The sequence below is a fragment of the Rheinheimera lutimaris genome, assembly GCF_013283795.1.
Taxonomy (GTDB): Bacteria; Pseudomonadota; Gammaproteobacteria; order Enterobacterales; family Alteromonadaceae; genus Alishewanella; species Alishewanella lutimaris.
Window position 1 is genome coordinate 101,302 of record NZ_JABSOD010000007.1, and the last position, 22,613, is coordinate 123,914.

Sequence of the window (22,613 nt, forward strand, 5' to 3'; positions counted from 1 at the left end):
AAGCGGATGATAGCGGATAGCCAAAAAAACACACGTGAATTTTGTATAAAGCTGCCGGGTTACTGCATCCGAACGGCATACTGTGTCGTAACTACTGCTGATTAGTCAGTTTACCGGGGCGAAAATGGATCAATCACAACAACAATTGCTGCAATGGCTGTACGCTGCGGCGCAGCGAAACAAACCAGCATTTGAATAGTTATATCCGGTAGCGGCTGAGTTTCAGTAGTGCCGCTGGGGTCTGCGATATCAATACCCCCTCTGCCGACTGGCTGGTGCAGCGTGTGCAACAGGATATGTTTTTGTTGTTACCGTTAAAGGTACGCTGTGATAGCATTACACGCTGGCAGCTAAGCTACAACGCGCTGTTTGACCGTCAGCATAGCCACAAGTTGTTGCTGTCATGGCAACTGCCGCCTGATAAAGCTAACGCGGTATTATCAGTAACCAGCCCGCTTTATCCGGTACTGTTAAATTAAGGAATACACATGGCTTATCGTTATCTTGCTGCTTGTACAGCGGCATTACTGGCTCCGGTGCAGCTGGTAGCTGACCCGTTATCGGCGCATATATTAGAGCAAATCAGTGTAAAAGGCCGGCAAACCGATTTATTGGGCTTAGCCAGTTCGGCCTCAGAAGGCGTGGTAGGCAATAGTGAAATTGCTGACCGGCCCTTACTGCGCGGTGGCGAGATTTTAGAGTTTATTCCCGGCATGGTAGTTACCCAGCACAGTGGCAGTGGTAAGGCTAACCAGTATTTTTTGCGTGGCTTCAACCTTGATCACGGTACTGATTTTGCCAGCTATGTTGATGGCATGCCGGTAAACATGCGCAGCCACGGCCATGGCCAGGGTTACACCGATTTAAGTTTTTTAATACCTGAGCTGGTATCGCAAATTGATTATCAAAAAGGCGCTTATCATGCCAACAGTGGTGATTTCTCTGCCGCCGGTGTGGCACGTTTTGGCATACAAAACCGTACCCGCAACGGGGCTGAACTCACCTTAGGCATGGATAACTATCAACGCCTGCTGGTAAAAGGTAATACAAAAAAGGGCAATGCCAATGTGCTGCTGGCCGGTGAGCTGCAGCAATACGACGGCCCCTGGACCGATATTGCCGAAGATGTCGATAAACTCAACCTGCTGGCGCGGTACAGCAGGCCACTTGGCAGCGGCCAGTTTGCGTTAACTTTTATGGTCTACGATAACAGCTGGAATTCAGCTGATCAGATACCGCAACGGGCGGTAAGCCAGGGGCTGATTGACGCCTTTGGCTCGCTTGATACAAGTGTGGGTGGCAAAAGCAGCCGTAACAGTGTTTCAGCCAGTTGGTACAGCGATGCCTGGCAATGGAATGCTTACGCCATACAAACCGACCTGGATTTATGGTCTAACTTTACCTATTTCTTAAACGATCCGTTAAACGGTGATCAATTTGAACAGGCCGACGAACGTTGGATATATGGTGGCGAGCTTAGCCGGCACTGGCATCATCAACTGGGCGAGTTTGCCGTTGAGCATGTGGTGGGTGCACAGTTACGCTATGACGATATTAGCGAAGTTGGCTTGTATAACACCCGACAGCGTCAGCGTTTAAGTACAGTGCGCCAGGATGCTGTGCAACAGGGCTCGGCGGCGCTGTTCAGCCAAAGCACCATGCAACTTAACAGCGACTGGAGCGCCCATCTGGGCCTGCGTTACGATTATTTCAGCGTGGATGTTAATGGTGATCTGGCCGCTAACAGCGGCGATACAACCGACGGTATTGCCTCACTAAAAGCCGGTTTAAGTTATCAGTTTGCCGCTAACTGGCAGGCGTATTTCAATGCCGGCCAGGGCTTTCATTCCAATGATGCCCGTGGCACAACAACACAGATTGATCCGCAAAGCGGTGATAACGTGGCCCCGGTTGATCTGCTGGTGCGCAGCGACGGTGCTGAACTTGGCCTGCGGTTTTTTGACTATACCGCGTTTAATATCTCGGCAGCGTTGTGGTATCTGAATATGGATTCTGAATTATTGTATGTCGGCGATGCCGGTACCAATGAGCCCGGCCGTGCGTCCAAACGCTACGGTGTTGAAGTTGCCGCGTATTATTGGTTTAACAGTAATTGGAGCCTGGACACCGAGTTAGCACTAACACGCTCGCGTTTTACCGGTGCGGTAGCGGGTGAGGGTAATTACATTGACGGTGCTTTGCCGCTGGTGCTGAGTATGGGGCTGATTTATAAAGCCGATAACCCGTGGCAGTTGAGTTTGCGGTTACGCCATTTGGGCAAACGTACGCTGGACAGTTTTAACCAGCAACGCTCAAACGCCACCACTACCGTAAATGCCGGTTATCGCTATGAATGGCAACGCTGGCAGCTGGCGTTGGAGTTATTGAATATCTTTGACAGTAACAACAGCGATATCGATTATTTCTACGCCTCGCGTTTACCCGGCGAGCCGGCAGAAGGTATAGAAGACAGGCACACGCATCCGCTGGAGTCACGCACCGCCAGAGTAAAACTGGCTTACCGGTTTTAACGGCAGCCGCTGGCGTACAGATCGGCTTAGGCTTATGCTACGTATTAGCCGACTGCAACATCTGCAGCCCTACAGGAGATAAATATGAAAACATTACTAAGCGCGGCCACCTTGGCGGCTGGCTTGCTGGCGATGCCGGCACTGGCGAACCAGTGTGGCGACATTCTCGGCCATTCTATGCAGCAATTAAATACCCGTGAAAGCGTAGATTTATGCGACAGCTACAAGGGGAAAACCATACTGGTAGTGAACACCGCCAGCAAATGTGGTTTTACCAAGCAGTTTGAAGGCCTGGAGTCGTTGTATCAACAATATCAGGATAAAGGCCTGGTTATTCTGGGCTTCCCGTCAGACAGCTTTATGCAGGAATATGATGATGCGGAAAAAACGGCAGAAGTGTGTTACTTAACTTACGGCGTAAAATTCCCGATGTTTGCCAGCTCTAAGGTAAAAGGCGATGATGCTAATCCGGTATTTAAAGCGCTGATTGCCAAAACCGGCGAGTCACCCAGCTGGAACTTTAATAAGTATCTGGTAAGTAGCGATGAGCAAACAGTAAAGCATTTCGGTAGCCGCACCGCGCCGGACGATAAAGCCTTTATCGCAGAGCTGGAGAAAATGTTGGCGGTAAATGGTGCTGCTGAAGCTACTGCAAAATCCGGCGAGTAAGGTGTAGGTCAACTGCTTTTGCTGCAACACTCGCTTTGGCTTATCACAGCAACTCGCTCACGCTGGCGCGTTCACTCAGACACTCTGTGATAACCAAATCGAGGTTCCAGCCGCAGTTGACTGCTGTATATCGTTGCAGCGCAAGCAGTTGACGGGTTAGCTGCGACTGCAGTTGATTATCTTGGCAGCTTAAGCAGCATCTCTCTGGTGCTATGCCTTTTGGCTCAACTCAAACGCGGCATCCACAGTAGTGGGCTTAGCTTCAGCGGCGCTGCGCGCCAACACATCGCAGCGCTCATTCTCCGGGTGGCCGGCATGGCCTTTTACCCAGTGCCACGCCACTTTGTGCGTTGCTGCTGCAGCATCCAGCCGTTGCCACAAATCCTGATTTTTCACCGGCTGCTTCTGGCTGGTTTTCCAGTTATTACGTTTCCAACCGGCCAGCCATTGCGTAATGCCTAAGCGCACGTACTGGCTGTCGGTAGTCAAATCCACATCGCAGCTGTCTTTTAAACTCTCCAGCGCCATAATAGCGGCCAGCAGCTCCATCCGGTTATTGGTGGTGAGTTTATAGCCGCCGCTTAGCTCTTTGCGATGCTGTTTATAGATCAGCACAGCACCGTAGCCGCCCGGGCCCGGGTTACCCAGGCAGGAGCCATCGGTATAGATCGCAACTGTTTTGCGCATAAAGCCTTTCCTCAAACCAAAACGGCGTATAATCTAACCCAAATGCAGTAAAAAACGAAACCGCTATGGCTAAAAGACAAATTATCCTCGACACCGAAACCACCGGTCTTAATCCCAGAGATGGCCACCGTATTATTGAAATCGGCTGTGTAGAGCTTATCAACCGGCGTTTTACCGGCAATAATTTTCATGTTTACATCAACCCCGAGCGGATTATTGATGCGGAAGCCGTTGCCGTACACGGTATCACTAACGAGCGGCTGAAACACGAGCCCAAGTTTCGCGACATTGCTAAAAGCTTTTATGACTACATTCACGGCGCTGAGTTAGTGATCCACAACGCGGCGTTCGACGTTGGCTTTATTAACCATGAATTTGCCATGTTGCATCCGCAGTTACCCGAGGTTGGCGGCTACTGCGCCATTCTGGATACCTTATTGCTGGCGCGGGAACTTCATCCCGGCCAGAAGAATAATTTGGATGCGTTATGCCGCCGGTATGATATTAATAACAGCCACCGTACGCTGCACGGCGCCTTACTGGATGCCGAGATTTTAGCGGACGTTTATCTGTTAATGACAGGTGGCCAGGTAAGTTTAAACCTGGCTAACGAGCAAGACGGGGCGGATGGTAATACCGGGCCAATAGCCATTCAGCGTAATGGCCGGTTAACTGTCATTCGTGCTACCGATGAGGAGCTGGCCGCGCATGAAAGCCGGCTGGATCTGGTGCAGAAAAAAGGGGGCAGTTGCCTGTGGCGAAACTGATAAGTTGGTTAGCGGTATTGTTATTCAGCAGTATCGTGGCAGCACAACAAACGGATGCCGGACAAGCTACCACTGAAAAAACCACCACTGCGCAATCAGAGCAGCCGTTGCTGCACAATGGTTTTGAATTGCTGAGCGATTTGCCGACCAAAAACCAGATCCCGCTGTTTGAAAACCGCTTTCGTATTGATGAGCACGTGGAAGAAATTACTTTGTTGCTGTTTCGCCGGCGTGGCTCTGCGTCAACTGTGCTGGTGCAACCTGATGGCAGCAAGTTGCACTTTAATACAGCAGAGCAAAATAAAATACGCTGGCACGATGCCAGTAGTTACGATTTGATTGAAATTAAAAATCCGATGCCCGGCCCCTGGCAGGCGATAGGCCGGTTACTACCGGAAAGTCGCATTATGGTGCTGACCGACATTAAACTTGATGTCGACCCACTGCCCACTAACTTAATGGTCGGTGAAACAGTTAAAATTACCGCCCGGCTAACCAACGGCAATGAGCCAATGAATGCGCGTGATTTTCGTGAAGTGCTGATGCTTGAGGTTATCTTTGTCAGTACCAACAATGCAGAGTACGACAACTTTGGCCGTGGTGTGGTGCAGGTGGCGCAGTTTCGTGATGATGGCAAAGGCTATGATGAGCGGGCGCGTGACGGCGTTTTTACCGGCGAGTTCCAACTGCGCTTTGTTTCCGGCGAATGGATCCCGAAATATATAGTACGTACGCCGTTGTACACCCGCGAGGTAGAGCAGCCGCCGGTTGTATTACAAGCTGCGCCTATAGTGGCAGATATTATTGCCGCACCAGCCTTACCTGACGGCCAGCCGGCAGAGCAAGGAAAGCCGCATCAGGTATTGTTTCGTATAACCGACGACAGTATAGATAAAGCAAGCGTGCTGCTGCAGGGCCGCGTGCGTTACCCTAATGGCGAGGTAGATGAGTTTGCCCTTAATGAGCCGGGCTTAACTGCGCGTGAAGTGATGCTGCATAACCGCGGCCACGGTAGTTATATTTTGGAGGTGCAAGCCTTTGGGGCCATGCAGGATGGCCGCCAATTTATGCTGAGTTTGCCGGAAACCAGTTTTGTAGTGAAAATGCCGGTGTTTGAAGCACCGGTGCTGGATGAGCTACCGCAAAGTATTAAAGATGAAATAGCCGCCGAACAGGCAGAACCGGAGCCGGAATTTCCGTGGGGACTGGTGATAGGCGCTAATTTGCTGATTTTAATTGGTGGTGGCCTGGCTATTTGGTTTGTCATGACAGGGCGCTCTTGGACAGATTTACTGTTTTGGCGCAAAAAGCCGGTTGCACCAGAGCCTGAGCCAGAAGTAAAGCAATCACAGGAGCCCGGCACAGCGAAAAATAACGCTAATGCACAAAAAAACAACGATATGGATGACATTCTCGATCTGACCCTGCCGGATGATTAAGGATTAGGCAAAAGCGGCAAAAAAGGTGTTGACGGCCTATCGGCTAATCCGTATCATTCCCGCCGCACTGCAGGATACCCAAACGAAATCTTGCAGCGCAATTGGTGCGGAGCGGTAGTTCAGTCGGTTAGAATACCGGCCTGTCACGCCGGGGGTCGCGGGTTCGAGTCCCGTCCGCTCCGCCACTTTTTGATACACACCGGAGCGGTAGTTCAGTCGGTTAGAATACCGGCCTGTCACGCCGGGGGTCGCGGGTTCGAGTCCCGTCCGCTCCGCCACTTCAGTAAGTTGCCGTAAGGCAAAAGCCAAAGAGCATAAGCTCACTCCAGCGCGGAGCGGTAGTTCAGTCGGTTAGAATACCGGCCTGTCACGCCGGGGGTCGCGGGTTCGAGTCCCGTCCGCTCCGCCACTTTTTGATACACACCGGAGCGGTAGTTCAGTCGGTTAGAATACCGGCCTGTCACGCCGGGGGTCGCGGGTTCGAGTCCCGTCCGCTCCGCCACTTTGTGGAAAAAAGCTTCCTGATCCGGAGCGGTAGTTCAGTCGGTTAGAATACCGGCCTGTCACGCCGGGGGTCGCGGGTTCGAGTCCCGTCCGCTCCGCCACTTTATGCCAGCATACTGCTGGTTTTTTGTTTTCTGCAGTATAGTCATTGCCGGTAGTTCAGTCGGTTGCTCTCTGTTAAAAGCTTAACCGTCCTGTTACGCCAAAAGTCACAATTTAATGTTAACCTTTATTCCTTTTTCAGGTTTACTTCATTACGTTATTTAAGCTGCTTGTCTGGAAAAATGGAAACAATACTTCTATTGTTGTAACACTTGTCAATTATTAACAGCTTAAATTAGTAATTTATTGTATGGGCTGCTAACAACAAGGTTACGCCGCGTATGGATACATTTGAGCTGAGCCGGTTGCAGGATGCTATTGTACATTCTGCTGTCGATGCCATTATTGTGATAGACCAGCAGGGCTTAATTTGTGTTTTTTCGCCATCGGCAGAAACACTGTTTGGCTATGCTGCGGCTGAGTGTGTTGGCCAAAATGTACGTATGTTAATGCCGGAGCCGTTTCATAGTGAGCATGATGGTTATCTGGCTAATTATGTACAGCATGGCATGGACGCTAAAATTATTGGTTCGGGCCGTGATGTGCAGGGCAAGCGCAAAGATAACAGTGTTTTTCCGATGCATTTGTCCGTGGGGGAAGCTAAAGCCGGCAACAAGCGTTATTTTGTCGGCATTTGTCATGACTTGTCAGCTTATCAGGCCAGTGTAAAAGCGCATTTAAATTTGCAATCAATGCAGAATGCGCTGCTGGAGGCGGCGGTAGACGGCATAATCTCTATTGACGAATGGGGTGTTGTACAAACCTTCAACCGTGGTGCTGAATTGTTGTTCGGTTATAACAAACAAGAGGTTATCGGTAATAACGTCAGTATGTTGATGACAGCAACGCATGCTACGCAGCACGATAGCTATCTGCATAATTACAAAAGCGGTGGTAAGGCCAAAATTATCGGTATTGGCCGTGATGTGCAGGCAAGACGCAAGGACGGCAGTGTATTTCCGATGCATTTATCGGTTGGTGAGGCCCGTTCAGAAACGGGTCGGTTATTTGTTGGCGTATGCCATGATTTGTCGGAATTTAAAGCGGTGTTACAGCGGCTTATATCTGCTGAGCAACGTTATCGCGATATTGTACAAAATCAAAAAGAATTTATTTGCCGGTTAAGTAAAAACTCCAGGCTTACTTTCGTTAACAATGCCTTTTGCCGCCAGTTAAACCAGCAGCTGTTTCAGATGCTGGGTATTTCTGTTTTTGAATTTATCCACGCTGATGAACGTCACAACGTGGAAGCCTTGTTGACGCAGCTACGCCAGGCCGGTGAGGGCCATACTGTGTCATTGTCAGTGCGTATGCTGGGGCCTGAAAATGCGGTGCACTGGGTAGACTGGACCTTTAGCAGCCTGGCCGGTACTGCAGAGTCGGGCGATGAAATTCAGGGCGTGGGCATAGACATTACCGAACAGGTGAAAGCGAAGAATCACGCTAAGTTTCTGACCAGCTTTGATGCCTTAACCGGCTTATTGAATAAAGAAGGTTTATTAGAGCAGTTCAGCCGCCGCGCTGATCAGAGCCTGGCCATGGCGGTGTTGTTTATCGATTGTCACCGGTTTCGGCTGATTAATGAAAAATATGGCTATGAGTTCGGCGATTTAATGCTGATAGAAGCGGCACACCGGTTGCAAAGTTTATTGCCGCAGGAAGCCGTGGCATGCCGGCCCGGGGCTGACGATTTTATCGTGCTGTTACCCTTAGCTAACCGGATTGATTTACTGCCTTTTGTTTATCAACTTATTGAGAACTGTACCGAGCCTTATTGGTTGGCGCAGGAAAAAATTTCGCCGTCAATCTGTGTTGGCATCAGTGTGTACCCTGACGACGCCGGCGATTTAGCGATACTGATCCAGCAAGCAGAGTCTGCGATGTTTGACGCTAAGCATCAGGCGTTGCCGCTGCGTTTATATCATGCTGATATTCATGATGCGCTAACCCGGCGGTTAGAGATTGAACAAGGCCTGCGCCGCGCGCTGGAGCAAGACTTGTTAACTGTAGTGTTGCAACCCAAGTATCACTTACTCAGTCAGCAGCTTACCGGCTATGAGGCGCTGTTACGCTGGCATGATGCGGCACTGGGCACTGTTGCGCCGGACACCTTTGTGCCTATTGCTGAGGCGGTGAATCTGGGGAAAAAGCTGGATTGTTGGGTATTAAAAACGGTGTTGCGGCAAATCAGCTTATGGTGTGAAAGTGGCTTGCAGCCTTTGCCGGTAGCGGTAAATATTACCGCTAAGCATTTTTCCGATCCGGCGCTTTACGAATACATTCAAAGCAAACTTAGCTTACTGGCGTTGCCGGCGGACTGTTTGCAACTGGAAATTACCGAAGGCGTGGCGATGGATAACGCTCCGGCCATTCTGGAAAATCTCAATGCGTTTCGTAGTGTCGGCATTAAAGTGGCCATTGATGATTTTGGCACCGGTTATTCGTCATTATCCTATCTGACGTCTTTACCGATTGATTATATAAAAATAGACAAAGCCTTTGTGCAAGCATTGGATAAAGGCCATAACCTGAGTTTGGTAAAGGCCATGTTAGCAATGGCACAGGCAATAGACGTCTCTGTTATTGCTGAGGGCATAGAAAGCGCAGAGCAACAGGCTTTGCTGGCGCAGTTAGGCTGTGAATTTGGTCAGGGCTATTTTTATGCTGAGCCAGCTAGTTTATCTGAGACTGAACAACAATTGCTGGATGTTCATAACGCCGGATAATGTCTCAACTTAATCTTTTTCTTTGCACTAAGGTTGACGTTTTCAAATTTACCACTACTATAAGACAAATGAGACATTTGCCTTTTGGAGTCAATGATGCCAATTCCTGTAACGATTGCCGACGACTCACTAATGTCACGAAAAGCGGTAAAGCGAGCGCTTCCGCCTGAGTGGGATGTGGATATTACTGAAGCCTGTAATGGGAAAGAGGCATTGTTAGCTGTTGAATCAGGAAAAGCTGAGGTGTTATTTCTGGATTTAACTATGCCGGAACTTGATGGCTTTGGTGTGTTGAAGTATCTGCATGAGCATCACGCAAAAACGATCGTTATCGTTATCAGTGCGGATATTCAACCTGAGGCAAAGCGGCTCGTTGATTCATTAGGCGCATTCAGATTTTTGCATAAACCACTTCAGGCAGAGCAGTTACGGGAAACTTTGTTTGAAGTGGGGTTAATATGAACACTTTATTGTCAGAAGATCAGCGTGATGCTTTGCAAGAGCTGATGAATATCTCGATGGGGCAAGCGGCTAATGCACTGGCCCGGTTAGTTGGTGCAAAAGTTACGCTGTCGATACCACGAATTGTATCTGTTACTCCCTTACAATTTGCCGAAATGCTGAATGACACAGATGTTTGGTATACCCGGCAATCTTTCCTGGGGCATATCCGCGGCGAAGTACTCACGGTGCTGTCTAAAACGGGTTGCGACTCCATCGGCGAACTGATGGATTACGAAGTGCCACTGGACCATGATGCGCTTAGCGAGTTGTTGCTTGAGCTGGCTAATATTCTGGCCGGTGCGTGTTTGTCGGGTTTTACAGAGCAATTGGCGTTAAACGCAAAGTTAAGCATGCCTACGCTGTTTTTCCCGGAAAATCAGCAAACTGTGCATGTGCACTGGGCCAGCACACTGATGATGGAAGTCGAGTTTAAAGTGGAAGCCAGTCAGTTCGACTCCAGAGTAGTGATATGTCTGGAGGATATTGCTGTTGACACACTGTTGCAGGCGTTAAACCGGTTACTGGAGTAGTTATGCAGAACACATCCTTATTGAGTAAACTTGTATCGCGTTTGCCACTGGGGATCTGTATTGTTGATCAGAGTTATAAAATATTATTTTGGAACGATTTTTTTACTGACCGTTTGGGTATTTTGCAACAAGACATGTCATTACCTAATTTACTTGAGTTATTCCCTCACGAAGCACGCTTTTTGAAAAAAAAAATTAACAGCGTGTTTGTTTTGAATAATGCCAGTTTTTCGTATTGGGAACATCGTCCCCACGTATTTCAGTTTCGTAGTAGCCGCCCGATAACCGGCGAAGAAACACTGATGTTTCAGAATATTGAGTTTTTTCCGCTGGATGTTGAAGCGCAGCAGGTTAATACAGTCTGTATGGTGGTACAAGATGTCACTGAGCTTGCCAGCTATTATCAGGCACAAAAAAAACTGTCCGGGCAGCTTGAGCAAGAACATGCAGAGTTAATGAAGTTAAATTCCAAACTTGAAGCAGCACAGAATCAGTTACTGCAATCAGAAAAAATGGCGGCAATCGGCCAGTTGGCTGCGGGGGTAGCACACGAAATAAATAACCCGGTTGGTTTTGTTAGTTCTAATTTGCAAAGCCTGCAGGACTACAATACTAAGTTATTTAAACTGGTGCAGTTTTACCAAAAATTGTTCGCCAAAATTAACCATCCAACCTACCAGACGCTAGAGCAAGATATGCTTAAACGTCAACAGTTTGCCTTTATCAGCACTGATTTGCCTGAACTGCTGCATGAGTCAATTGAAGGGCTTGAACGGGTCGCTGCTATTGTAAAAAATCTTAAGGCTTTTTCGCATGTCGATAGCAGTGAGTGGCAGTATGCCAATATTATAGATGGCCTGGAGAATACGCTAAAAATTGCGGCAAACCAGATCAAGTATAAAGCAGAAATACATCGGAATTACCAGCCAAATTTGCCTGAACTGTACTGCCAACCAATGCAGCTAAATCAAGTGTTTTTAAATTTGTTGGTTAATGCCGCTCAGGCGATTGAAGATAAAGGCGATATTTATATTGATGTGGCGGCAACTGAGTCCGCTATTACCATCGCGATTAAAGATACCGGCGTTGGTATTGAGAAAAAACACCTGCAAAAAATATTTGAGCCCTTCTTTACCACTAAGCCGGTAGGAACGGGCACGGGCCTGGGATTGTCTTTGTCGTACAGTATATTGCAGAAGCACAAAGCTAGCTTATCGGTAAAGAGTGAGCCGGGCAAAGGCAGCTGCTTTACTATTACGTTGCCTATATTAGCTACTGAGCAGTTATCGGAATCACCGGTATCAAAAAATTGATAACTACAACCTGATGTTGGTTTCGATAGCTAACATCAGTTTAGATAGAAGCTGATTATCTATTTCAGATAATTTGAGTTTTAGTTCTGCCTCTGTTGCTGCCTGTGCGATAGCATCAAAACCAAAACAGGCACTGGTACCTTTGATCTTATGTAATTCGTGTGCCAGTTCTTCATATTTTTGCTGGTTTAATAGTGCCATCAAACTCACTTTCTTAGCGATCAAGCTTTGTTGGTATTCCATCGCTAACTCGTCAATTGCTTCAGCAGGGCTTACCGCCAGCACAGTATTCAGCAAGCGCCCGATGGTTTGCAGCAACGCTTTTTTATCAATGGGCTTGGCTAACACGCTGTCAAACGCTGATAATTCAGTTTGGTCGGTGAATACAGCAGCGCTCAGCTGAATTATCGGTGTTTTAATACCTAGTTGCCTGATTTTTAATGCAGCTGAGCGGCCATCCATTCCCGGCATTTGTTGATCCATTATAATCAAATCAACGGCGTGGTTTTTCACCATTTTAAGCGCTTCATGGCCGTCTGTTGCAAAGCTAAGCTCCAGTCCGGTACCCTTAAGTAAAGAAGCTATTAGCTCGCGTATATCTTTTACATCGTCAACCACCAGCACATGTTTACCAAGATATATTTCATCTGATACTGCTACAGTCTGTTCGACAGCTGCCGCTGCGGGCTGTGCTTCGATAGAGACTAATTTTGCCGGAATACGTAATGTAAAGGTAGAGCCCAGACTCAAGATGCTGTCAACTGTCAGTGTCATACCCATAGCATCAGCCAGTTCTTTACTAATATAAAGCCCGAGGCCGGTGCCGCCATAATCTCTGCTAATGCTGGTGTCAGCCTGAGTAAAGGCCTGAAACAACAAGGGTATTTTATCAGCAGCGATGCCAACACCTTGATCGGCAACGCTGACCACCAAATCAGTTTCTACATAATGTGCCGATAAGTTTATCGTGCCGCTGTGGGTAAATTTCACCGCATTGCTTACCAAATTGAGCAATATTTGCTTAAGCCTAAAAGGATCGGCCCAAATACAAAGCTCAGCCGGTAAGTTGATAGCAACGATTGCTGTAAGTGGTTTACTGTTGCATAACTGCGCCAGACTGGCGGCAATTTCGTCTAATACAGTCAGCGCGTTTACCGATTGGGGGGCGTAACTCATTTTGCCTGCATCCATTTTCGCGACATCGAGAATATCATTGACGACGTTATGCAGATGTTCCGTATTTTGCTGTATGCGAGTCAGCTGAGGCAGGACGTCGGCATTGGCTTGCGATATCAGGGCTTCGGTGAAGCCTTTTATAATGGTAATCGGCGTGCGTAACTCATGGCTCATATTGGCTAAAAAGCGGGTTTTTACCGCCGCAAGATGATTCGCTTTGTCGCGCTCCTGTTCAAGCTCACTGGTACGTTGCTCTACGCGTAGCTCCAGCTCGCTGTTTAGTTGCCGTACTTCCTGCATAGTCGCGATTATCGCGTGATGTGCACCAGATACACGGCGCTGCATATTAACAAAACTATCAGTTAAGGTTTCAATTTCTAACGCTGATTGGCTAAATTCAGGTTTGCCCTGACTGGCACTTTTGCCATCCCAGTGTTTGGTATAGTCTACGAGTTGTTCCAATGCCATGGTATAGCGGCTGACAAAGCGTTTAGACAGAGTTACCGACGCCTCCAAAATTAAAGTGATAAGGCCAAGGGCTATTGCGAAGTAAAAATAAAATAGCAATATTGCCGATTCGGTATCAATAAAGTAATTCAGCGACCAGCCGGTAGCGCCGATATGCTCTTGCAGCATAAAATGATGTGCATCTTCACTGATGATTATTGGTGGTAAAGGATTAAACACGCTGTTTTGTAAAAACGCTTTTGACATAGCGTTGGCATGCTCTGGCCGGTGCCACAGTTCACCAATATTTCCGCTGGTTTTGTTACCCCAGATTTTTTTACCCGCATTATCCAGCAAAATTTGATGTGACGCATCGTCACTGTCTATAGAGAATACATTCAGTAGGGCGTCCAGTTTGACAGAAAATTGTAAAATGCCATTAAAATCAGTACCTAATGTGATCGGTGCACTTACCGCAAATAATTGGTCTTCGCCTAACGTGCGACCGGTAAACGTATCGCTGATATAAGGCAATTGCCGGCTTTTAACCGCACTGAAATAGGCTCTGTCGGCGACACTGACACCCAGCAAAGCATCATTTTTTACATCCGCTTTATAAAACTGTGTAACGATACCAAGCTGGTCTGTTGTTAGCGCTGAAATAAATTCCGGTTTTTGTGCCACCAGCTGTTGTAACGTTGCTTTATCAAGGACGCTGTCAGGTAATGCCGCCATCGTTTGCACAATGGCTAAATACTCATTCAGTTTCAGCTCAACATCAAATTTTAACTCATCTGACTGAAAGTGATACGTAGCCATTTTTTTAACCAGATTAACACTGGTTGCTCCGTTTAATCCCAGTGCAATCAATAGGGTGGCTGGAATTGCCGCATAAAGGCCAAAGCGGTAGGACAACTGATTCTGAAGCGATTGTTGCCTTAATTGTTTTGCTTGAACAGACATTGCCAGGAATAATGTTGCCGCTTTTATACACCAGGCATAAACAGCAGCGCATAGCAGCGCAAACAGGCCAAGCAATAGCGGATGATGACTTATCGCTACCGGCAGCATCAGATAGCAAATAACAGCAGTAATCGCTATGTATGTCAGGCTGAACAGCCAGATACTGCGTTTGGGATAATTTAAATAAATTAAAAATAGCATGACCTGAACGGCGCTAAGAACGATCGCCGGCGATTGTGCCAGTGGCAGCGTCACAACTATAAAGCTTACTATGCCCCAGACCAGGCCTAGCCTGGCCAGAATGACAAAAATAGCAACGTTGCCGACTGTAAGCGGCACCGCAATTGGAAGTGCAACTGCCGAGAGGTTTGCCAGGTAACCCAGTAATATGCAATAACCGAAGAATATCACTCTGAAGGTTTTAACAGGTTTGCTTTGCCAGTTAATCATCAATACGGGTATCCACTGCGGGCAAACTAACAACAAAGACACTGCCATTGGGGCTGGTATGTTCCAGTGCCAGGCAGCCATTGTGCTGCTCAACAATAGCACGCGAAATAGATAAACCCAGCCCTGTGCCCAGACCTACATCTTTAGTCGTAAAAAAGGGCTCGAATATGTGAGGCAATACGCTGTCTTCTATACCGCAGCCATTATCGGTAATTTTTAACGTTAGCCAGCGGCCGAGTTGGGTTACTGAAATCACTATCAGGCCTTGTTTATGTTTAATGGCGTGATACGCGTTATTGATCAGGTTTAGCAGAACCTGGCTAAGTTGGGTGGCATTGCCGTTCACTAACGCGCTATCAATGTCTTTGCTTAGCGTTAATGTTGCGTGGCGTTTAATTTGGGTATTTGCGATACGAATGGTACTTTCCAGCAGCTCCAACAGGTCTACTTTTGATGCTGAAGTATCGTCCGGATGTGAGAAGGTTCTTAGGTTGTTAATGATATCCCGTGACCGTCTGGCACCGTCAAGGCTTTCTTCGATTAACTCAAAACTGTCTTCTAATATATAATTCAGGTTCGTTGCTGCGGCTATATCTTTTAGTTCTGGTGCTATCGAATAAGCACTGTGAATAAAACGCTGCACGGTTTGCATATAGACTTGTAGTGTATTGAGATTGCTGTAAACAAATCCCAGGGGGTTGTTCAACTCATGAGCAACACCAGCAGCCAACTGACCTATAGCTGCCAGCTTGTCTTGTTGCACCATGCTTTGTTCTATACGTTTTTGTTGGGCAAACAGCTGATCGCGCTCTGCTGCCAGGCGCTGGTTTTCAAATAGCGACAAGAAACTGGCAATAAAGTTGCTGTAGCTTGCTACCACTATTTTGGCTTCAATGGTAAATGTCTTCGGCTGATCCGAAAGTAACACAATGGCATAGTGGTGCTGCCCAATTCTGATAGGTTGGATCAATGCTGACTTGGCTTTCGGCAGCATGCTTCTAAACGCTGCCGGCCATTTCGGGCTTAGCGCGAGGTCAAAAAAAACCGTCGATTGACTGAATATATGCTGTTCTGATTTAGTCTTATTCTGCGTATGCAGAAACGGTGCTGCTAAATTTTTCAGCCCGGGGGCTGTGGCGTCTAAAATGCTAAAGGATGTCTCATCATCATTGAGTGCAATAATCAGTTGCTCATCGGCTTGCAGTTCCTGATGCAGCAATGCAAACAGGGAGGTAAATGGCGACTGCTGCCTGCCTTTGGCGGTAAAGGTTTCCAACGTATCACGCATAAGATTGTTTAGTTTTTTGAATTTAAGCAGTTGCTGGTTTTCAACTTTTAACTGCAGCAACAGTTCTTGCTGTTTTTCAGACTGACTCATTGACGCTCCCAAAAATAATTGCAGAGATCATCAAGTTGCCATGCCTGTTGATACCATCGGCAAAGCGTCCTTGCTCACCAAAGGTGTAGCCGCCGATAAACGGAATGTTTTCCAGCTTTTGCCTTATGCCTTGATGCACTCTTTTTATGTCATCAGGGATTGCCAGCATGCAACCGGCACAAAAAATAACAATGGCTGCCTGCGGTTTGCTATCGTATAAGTTACTCAGTTGCTGTCGGGCAATGTCCGATACCGTTGCAGCACGTTGAACCAGCAGTTCTGTATCTCCTTGCATAAAGGTTATACATTCTCCGGTATGTACCCGGGAAAAAAGATCAATTGAACCATCAGTTCTTATTCGCGCCGGGTGTGACAACAATGCCATGTTGATATCATGTTGTGGCACAATTCTGCCAAGTGGTGAGAAGGTGCTGGCAGCCAGAACCGGGCCTGCCGGTAAGGGAGGGTGGCGGTTTAGCGCCCGCCAGTTGTTATAAACATCGGCAGCTGGTTGGTTATCCAGGGTAATAAGTTGTCGTTCAGAGACACCGGTAACTACAGCAGACAAAGTCGTTTGTTCATAACCACAACTAAAGTAATAGCTTATTGGCACTGATGGAAACATAACCGCAATGATAAAACCGGTGTTTATTAGTTGCTTGCCATCAAACATACACCAGTTACCGCTGATATCATTATCAGCACTGCTGCCACCAAACACCGGTACATCGTTGCCGATAAGCTCGCGAATACCTGTTAGTAAGCCTTCTTCCAATCCGGGGGATGGGCTGCACCAAATAAACGCCGGCAGTTCACCGGGTTTATTTGCTGCCAGTAAGGCTTCTTCCAGAGCTGCTTTGCTGTCTTCAACAATGGTTTTGCTATTACTATGTCGACTGGCTACACCGTAAGCACCGTTTGGGTCGACAAACTGTAATATAGCCAGATGATGATTGCTTTCTGTGGCTCGATCAGAAAAGGCATCCCGGCACGAGCTCGTCGCTACCCAGCCAGCCGACACCATGGTGGCATAATGACAGCTTGATAATTCAGTGATGGCTTTAGTGCTGCCAAAAGCAATAGACAAAGATGCTGTTTCCGGCTGCTCCAAAGCCACTAACTGATCACAGAAACAAGCTTGGTCAGTGACATCAAGATAATGACGGATCACTTTCATTAACTATTCCTCTTCAGAGTCATTTATATCGATGATATCTACCGCTACAAGCAGAGTTTCTTTATGCTTCAACTGATAAGCCAGCAGTCTGTCCAGTGATGAACGGGTAATGATGTGGTCTTTAGGCAGTAACAAGATATGTTTTTTATTATACAGATTACTTTTAAGTTTCATGCCGGTTGCCAGCTGGGTGACTTCAAGGCCACTGCGCATATGCTCGATGGTATGCAGCTCGTTTTTCTGCAGCAATACTGACAAAGCTTTGATGACATCAGGATCGTAATTGCTACCCTGATGAAGCTTTATATTGTCAAACGCTTGTCGTAGCGTAACTTTTTTGCCATCCTGGAAGCCGTCTGTTATCAACCACAAATCTCGTACCGCGGAGAGAATTCTTGCGCCCAGCGGGATATCTGTACCGACTTTCTGTGCCGGTTCACCAGCACCATTAAAACGCTCCAGCTGGTTTGCAATAATTAACGAAACATCTGATAAATGTGTAGCAGGGAGCAGAATTTCCTCAGCATGTTGCGGATGTTCGAAAAACTGACGACGCTCAGTTCCGTCCAATTTTGTATAGACACTTGCAGCTATGTGAGGTGGTAAGGCAATTTTACCAATTTCACAAAACAACCCTGCTTTTCGCACGGCAATCATTTGCTCTTTTGGTAATTGCAGAACCTTAGCGACATTTTCACAGGTACTGCTGATTTTTCTGGCTAATTCACCACTCAATGGTGGATAGCTGCTGATGATGTTGTACAGCACCTCCAGGGTTGCCGCTTCTTCTTTCTCGCGTTGTGCAGCCAGTTCTTTGTATTTTGACAAGGTGGTTTTTAGTTGGGCTGTACGCTGGTGTACCATCTCCTCAAGCGAATGATTCATCTCTTTTAATTGCTTATTTTGCGCTGCTACTTTTGCTGTCAGAATTTTGTTTTGACGCACCAACCGGTATAAGGCGAGACCTTCGTCTACGGCGGCCAGCAGTTCCTGATTGTCCCAAGGTTTTTGGATATAACGATGAATTTTTCCAAGGTTAATAGCGGAAACAGTGGAGGCTAAATCAGCGTATCCTGTCATTAAAATGCGATAGGCATCAGGCTGGAGCTTAGCGGCCTGCGCCAGAAACTCGGCGCCAGTCATGTTGGGCATGCGCATATCGGTAACGATGACATTGACCCGGTGTGTGTGCATAAGCTCCAAAGCTTTGATGCCGCCGTCAGCCAACAGCAAATCGACTTCTGTATTGATAAAAAGCCGTTGCAAAGACTTAAGAATGCTTTGTTCGTCATCAACAAAAAGTACCAGAGGCCTTTTATCTTCAGATAGTGCTGTCATTTTAACACCTTTCGCATTTGTCTTATTTGTCCTTGTCTTTAAAACTATGCTATAACTTAGCAGGAATCAAGTTTAGTAGTGGAAGTTATAAGGTGAAAACGCTTAAACCCAGTGAAATTGCGCAGTACTGTGATGTGCATCAGCGCACGGTGAGCCGTTGGATAGCCAATGGGCAACTTAAAGGACATAAATTGCCTGGTAGAGGGAATTATCGGGTGCTGGTAGAAGACTTTATCAGTTTTCTGCACCGGCAGCATATGCCAATGCCTGATATCTTGCTGCAAGAGAGTGCAGTGCAAGCTGCTTCAGAAAAAAAACGCGTATTAATTATCGATGATGAAGTGGCTATGCGCAATGCTGTGCGCCGCGTGCTGCAATCGACACCGCATGACATTATATCTGCTCAGGATGGTTTTCAGGCGGGGGTAAAAATTATTGCTGAAAAGCCTGATTTGATCATCTTAGATTTATCAATGCCCGGCCTGGATGGTTTTGAGGTTATTCAGTTTATTCGTCAGCGCCCTGACCTTGCAGCACTTAAAGTTCTGGTGTTATCAGGTTTAGCACCGGCTGACTTAGCCGAATCGGTTAGGATTGGTGCAAATGACGCAATTGCGAAGCCATTTGACAATACAGATTTACTAAACAGGGTAAACAACTTGCTGAGTTAGGAGGCAAGATGGAAAAGTCGGTTCTGGTTGTTGACGACGAAACTGGCATTTTAAAGGCAATTAGCCGGGTATTGTCCCGTTCCGGCTATAGTGTCAAAACAGCAAGCTGTGGCGATGATGCGCTGACAATATTGCAATCATGGCCCTGTAAAGTAGTGCTGACTGATTTTCGCATGCCAACGATGGATGGTGCTGAATTACTTGCAACAATACAAACGCATTTTCCTGACATTGTCGGTTTGGTTATCAGTGGTTACTCTGACTTTGAATCAGTAAAAAAATTATTAAATGCAGGCACTGCATTTCGTTTTTTACAAAAGCCCTGGGAAGACGAAGAGTTGCTGCTGCAAGTTGGTGCCGCCTTGGAGCATTACCAACAACATCGTTTTAACAGACAAGCCGGCAAAATGTTGCTGGCGGCATCGGAACCGCTGCTTGAGCTGTCGTCTGAGGGCATTGTTTTACAGGTAAATGCAGCTGCACGTGCATTGCTGGGAGATGAAGTAAGCAAAGCGGGGTGTTTGCTTGCCAGTTTGGTGCGGGCAGAGGACAAAGATAAAATTAGCGCCACGCTTTTTGATGCAACCCGCAGCGTGTTTGTAACGCTGGATAGCCTTGTTGAAATTGAACTGAGCTGTCGCTTAGTTGGCCCGGGCAGCTGCATTATAGAATTGTCTTATGTAACGGTTCCGGTGTTAGTTAATAACGTGTTTGACTTACCCGCCATGTTAAATTACCAACAGTTGTTGCAGCTAATCCCCAAATATATACAAAATGCGCGCTCTTTAGCTTTGGTTGCAGTAAAGATACGTAGTTTTGAACTATGGAGTCGTGTTATTGGTTACACCGAAGCGGAGCGTGCACTTGAGTCTATTGCTGAACAATTGTTAGCGTCGTCGTCTGCTTTAGGAGAGCTGGCTTTTCTGGCCAATGAGCAGTTTGTAATTGTAATACCTGTGCCAGATAGTGAGATGCAGGTACTACAGAATATCACTGAAATACTCTCATCGATAACAGGCCACCAACAACTGGCAAAGGGGGCAATAGATTTTGCTGTGAGTTATTGTTTGCTACCAGAAGATGGCAATGATCCCCGTACTATATTAAACAATTTGCTGCTGGGAAATATGCTGGTTGCTCAGAGTACACTACGTATGTTCATGCGTTATGACCGCCAGGCGGTAGAGCGTAAAAAGCACCAATTGTCTTTAAGTCAGGCTTTACATAGTGCAATTGAACAAGATCAGTTATTTTTGCATTTTCAGGCCAAGTTCGATCTGCATAAACAAGCATTATCAGGTTGCGAGGTGCTTGTGCGGTGGCATCATCCTGAGTTCGGCATCGTTTCGCCATCGTTGTTTATTCCATTAGCAGAGCAGCAGGGGCAAATTATTGAAATCGGCTACTGGGTGTTAAAACAAGCTTTTCAAGCTTTAGTTAATTGGAATAAAAAGGGTATTCACATTGGTAAAATGGCGGTGAATATTTCTGGTCGTCAGCTGATGGAGCCAGATTTCATCGAGTGGGTCAAGCACCATTTAACGCAGCATGGTGTCAATGCTGCCCAATTGGAGTTCGAACTTACCGAAACTTTTTTACTGGAAAACTTTGATGATTGTGTCAACAAACTAAAGGTGTTGTCAGAACTCGGTATTAGTATAGCTATTGATGATTTTGGTACCGGCTATTCCTCTTTAGCCTATCTCAACAAATTACCATTAAATGTGTTAAAAATAGACCGTTCGTTGATTGCTGACGTTGAAAGTAATCTGCAGACACAAAGCCTGGTGGCAAATATTGTGCGCCTGGCACATGACTTAAATTTACGAGTTGTCGTTGAAGGTGTTGAAACCATGGACCAGTTACAACTTGTACAACAAATGGGTTGTGACGTTATCCAGGGTTACTTTATTGCCCGGCCACAATCAGAGCAAGGCTATATTGCTCTGCTATCGTCGGCTCAATCTCAAAGTGCCGTGTCGTTGTACGGAGGTGCCGATGTTTAACGTACTCTTTATTGATGACGATGACTTTATGCTGCGTGCTTTAGTGCGCCTTGCAAGGCGGCTGCGACCAGATTGGCAGTTTTTCACAGCTGTCGACGCCAATGCCTGGCGCAGTGCAATAGCGCCGGCTACAAAGCTTGATTTGGTAATATGCGACTACCTTATGCCGCAAATTAATGGTGATAAAGTACTTGCTGAGGTAGCGCTGTCTTATCCAGGGGCTGTAAGGGCATTGTTAACCGGCGACACTACAGAAGAAGTGGTCTGCAGCGCCAGTAAAATAGCCCATTTTGCGCTTAGTAAACCGTTTAACGAACTGGATATATTGCAATTGTTCCAAAGTGTTGAACTGACTCATAGTTTACCTGTTTCCGCCGATGTGCGGGAAATGCTGGGCAACAGTGCTTTGCTGATGCCATTGCCCGCAGTAGTAAAAAAAGTGCGTGATCTATTGCTTAATGAGGATTCTGATGCTGCTGATGTTGTTGAAATTATTCAACATGAGCCGTTAATTACCGCAAGAATATTGCAGTTGGCCAATTCTGCCTTTATGGGGTTTACCCGCTCAACGGCTTCGCTGGAAGAATCAATTAAGCGTTTGGGTGTAAAACTTACCAGTGCAGTGATTACCTCAATTGCGTTAGAACAAGCAATAACGCCAATGTTAGATTACGATAAGCATCGTCAGATAAATGATGCCGCCTTTGATACCGCCATGCATTCGCGATTGCTATGCCGCGGATTGGGTTATAAACAGGAGGTTCAGGAGGAGTTGTTTGTTGCAGCATTGCTGTCTTCTATTGGAGCCTTGATAACGGCAACTGAGCAATGGCAACAACAGTATTCTGCGGTCTATGCAGATTGGTCTGCAGTAAAACTTGAGGCGGTGGTATCTGCTTTTATGTTAACCCTTTGGGGGTATACGGAGTCGCTGCGGCACACTGTGTTATGGAGTGCAGATCCAGACTTCAGCTATACAGAGGGCAATAATGCTTTGTTACTTTTTTTAGCGCGTCAACGCAAAGAACATGGCGGTACGTTGCCCTCCGTGGTACTGAACATGATATCTGACACTGCATTCCGGCAAAAATTGGCTGAAATTTGACCGGCTGCAATTTGTTAAAGTAACCCAAGGCGTATTTCATTACCGACGCCCGCCGGAGAATTCAGAGACAACAGCAGAAGCAGTAATACACGCATAAGCAGCCTTTGGTAGAGAACTCTCACATACTAAC

At 46.9% G+C, this 22,613-nt stretch carries 17 protein-coding genes and 5 tRNA genes; 17 read left to right on the plus strand and 5 right to left on the minus strand.

What is annotated here, in order from left to right; translation table 11 throughout:
- Window positions 1-302 precede the first annotated feature (302 nt).
- The 3 genes from HRH59_RS09010 to HRH59_RS09020 all read left to right on the plus strand — a co-directional run bounded on the left by HRH59_RS09010 (window position 303) and on the right by HRH59_RS09020 (window position 3,200).
- Window positions 303-479: a hypothetical protein gene (locus HRH59_RS09010; protein WP_173500951.1), complete on the plus strand. Its 177-nt coding sequence runs from the start codon at window positions 303-305 to the stop codon at window positions 477-479.
- A 9-nt stretch (window positions 480-488) separates the two neighbouring features.
- Complete coding sequence (locus tag HRH59_RS09015; protein WP_173500952.1) at window positions 489-2,531, plus strand: TonB-dependent receptor; 2,043 nt, start codon at window positions 489-491, stop codon at window positions 2,529-2,531.
- A gap of 84 nt (window positions 2,532-2,615) precedes the next feature.
- Window positions 2,616-3,200, plus strand: coding sequence for a glutathione peroxidase (locus HRH59_RS09020; RefSeq protein ID WP_173500953.1), 585 nt, complete (start codon window positions 2,616-2,618; stop codon window positions 3,198-3,200).
- A 210-nt stretch (window positions 3,201-3,410) separates the two neighbouring features.
- Here the strand turns inward: HRH59_RS09020 and rnhA are convergent, their stop codons facing one another.
- Window positions 3,411-3,887, minus strand: coding sequence for a ribonuclease HI (gene rnhA, locus HRH59_RS09025; RefSeq protein WP_173500954.1), 477 nt, complete (start codon window positions 3,885-3,887; stop codon window positions 3,411-3,413).
- Window positions 3,888-3,952: 65 nt separating this feature from the next.
- On the opposite strand from rnhA, the gene dnaQ reads away from it, so the two are divergent.
- The 11 genes from dnaQ (at window position 3,953) to HRH59_RS09080 (ending at window position 11,772) form a co-directional block, all read left to right on the plus strand.
- Entirely contained in the window at window positions 3,953-4,654 is a 702-nt protein-coding gene (dnaQ, locus tag HRH59_RS09030) for a DNA polymerase III subunit epsilon (RefSeq protein WP_173500955.1), read from the plus strand.
- Window positions 4,642-6,093, plus strand: a complete 1,452-nt coding sequence (locus tag HRH59_RS09035; protein WP_331460164.1) for a TIGR03503 family protein — start codon at window positions 4,642-4,644, stop codon at window positions 6,091-6,093. Before dnaQ ends, HRH59_RS09035 begins: the two co-directional genes overlap by 13 nt.
- 108 nt (window positions 6,094-6,201) lie before the next feature.
- Window positions 6,202-6,278: transfer RNA gene (locus tag HRH59_RS09040), tRNA-Asp, on the plus strand.
- 16 nt (window positions 6,279-6,294) lie between these two features.
- Window positions 6,295-6,371: transfer RNA gene (locus HRH59_RS09045), tRNA-Asp, on the plus strand.
- Between the two features lie 54 nt (window positions 6,372-6,425).
- Window positions 6,426-6,502 (plus strand) — tRNA-Asp (locus HRH59_RS09050).
- Between the two features lie 16 nt (window positions 6,503-6,518).
- Window positions 6,519-6,595, plus strand: a tRNA-Asp gene (locus HRH59_RS09055).
- Window positions 6,596-6,621: 26 nt separating this feature from the next.
- Window positions 6,622-6,698, plus strand: a tRNA-Asp gene (locus HRH59_RS09060).
- A gap of 282 nt (window positions 6,699-6,980) precedes the next feature.
- Window positions 6,981-9,425: a sensor domain-containing protein gene (locus HRH59_RS09065; protein ID WP_173500956.1), complete on the plus strand. Its 2,445-nt coding sequence runs from the start codon at window positions 6,981-6,983 to the stop codon at window positions 9,423-9,425.
- A 93-nt stretch (window positions 9,426-9,518) separates the two neighbouring features.
- Window positions 9,519-9,887, plus strand: coding sequence for a response regulator (locus HRH59_RS09070; protein ID WP_231702443.1), 369 nt, complete (start codon window positions 9,519-9,521; stop codon window positions 9,885-9,887).
- Window positions 9,884-10,459: a chemotaxis protein CheC gene (locus HRH59_RS09075; RefSeq protein WP_173500957.1), complete on the plus strand. Its 576-nt coding sequence runs from the start codon at window positions 9,884-9,886 to the stop codon at window positions 10,457-10,459. Before HRH59_RS09070 ends, HRH59_RS09075 begins: the two co-directional genes overlap by 4 nt.
- Before the next feature lie 2 nt (window positions 10,460-10,461).
- Complete coding sequence (locus tag HRH59_RS09080; protein ID WP_173500958.1) at window positions 10,462-11,772, plus strand: ATP-binding protein; 1,311 nt, start codon at window positions 10,462-10,464, stop codon at window positions 11,770-11,772.
- A 3-nt stretch (window positions 11,773-11,775) separates the two neighbouring features.
- On the opposite strand, the gene HRH59_RS09085 is transcribed toward HRH59_RS09080, so the two are convergent.
- The 4 genes from HRH59_RS09085 to HRH59_RS09100 all read right to left on the minus strand — a co-directional run bounded on the left by HRH59_RS09085 (window position 11,776) and on the right by HRH59_RS09100 (window position 18,701).
- Entirely contained in the window at window positions 11,776-14,214 is a 2,439-nt protein-coding gene (locus tag HRH59_RS09085) for an ATP-binding protein (protein ID WP_173500959.1), read from the minus strand.
- A 586-nt stretch (window positions 14,215-14,800) separates the two neighbouring features.
- Window positions 14,801-16,186, minus strand: coding sequence for a sensor histidine kinase (locus tag HRH59_RS09090; protein ID WP_173500960.1), 1,386 nt, complete (start codon window positions 16,184-16,186; stop codon window positions 14,801-14,803).
- On the minus strand, window positions 16,173-17,363 hold the full coding sequence (locus tag HRH59_RS09095) for an FIST signal transduction protein (RefSeq protein WP_173500961.1): 1,191 nt from the start codon (window positions 17,361-17,363) through the stop codon (window positions 16,173-16,175). Before HRH59_RS09095 ends, HRH59_RS09090 begins: the two co-directional genes overlap by 14 nt.
- A 3-nt stretch (window positions 17,364-17,366) precedes the next feature.
- Window positions 17,367-18,701: an HD domain-containing phosphohydrolase gene (locus HRH59_RS09100; RefSeq protein WP_173500962.1), complete on the minus strand. Its 1,335-nt coding sequence runs from the start codon at window positions 18,699-18,701 to the stop codon at window positions 17,367-17,369.
- Between the two features lie 92 nt (window positions 18,702-18,793).
- On the opposite strand from HRH59_RS09100, the gene HRH59_RS09105 reads away from it, so the two are divergent.
- From HRH59_RS09105 to HRH59_RS09115, 3 genes are read left to right on the plus strand one after another with little or no spacing between them, the layout of a single operon-like run.
- Entirely contained in the window at window positions 18,794-19,372 is a 579-nt protein-coding gene (locus HRH59_RS09105; protein ID WP_173500963.1) for a response regulator, read from the plus strand.
- An 8-nt stretch (window positions 19,373-19,380) separates the two neighbouring features.
- Complete coding sequence (locus HRH59_RS09110) at window positions 19,381-21,378, plus strand: EAL domain-containing protein (RefSeq protein WP_173500964.1); 1,998 nt, start codon at window positions 19,381-19,383, stop codon at window positions 21,376-21,378.
- A complete protein-coding gene (locus HRH59_RS09115; RefSeq protein ID WP_173500965.1) occupies window positions 21,371-22,483 on the plus strand; it encodes an HDOD domain-containing protein in 1,113 nt (370 codons plus the stop codon). The genes HRH59_RS09110 and HRH59_RS09115 overlap by 8 nt, the downstream gene beginning before the upstream one ends.
- Window positions 22,484-22,613 lie beyond the last annotated feature (130 nt).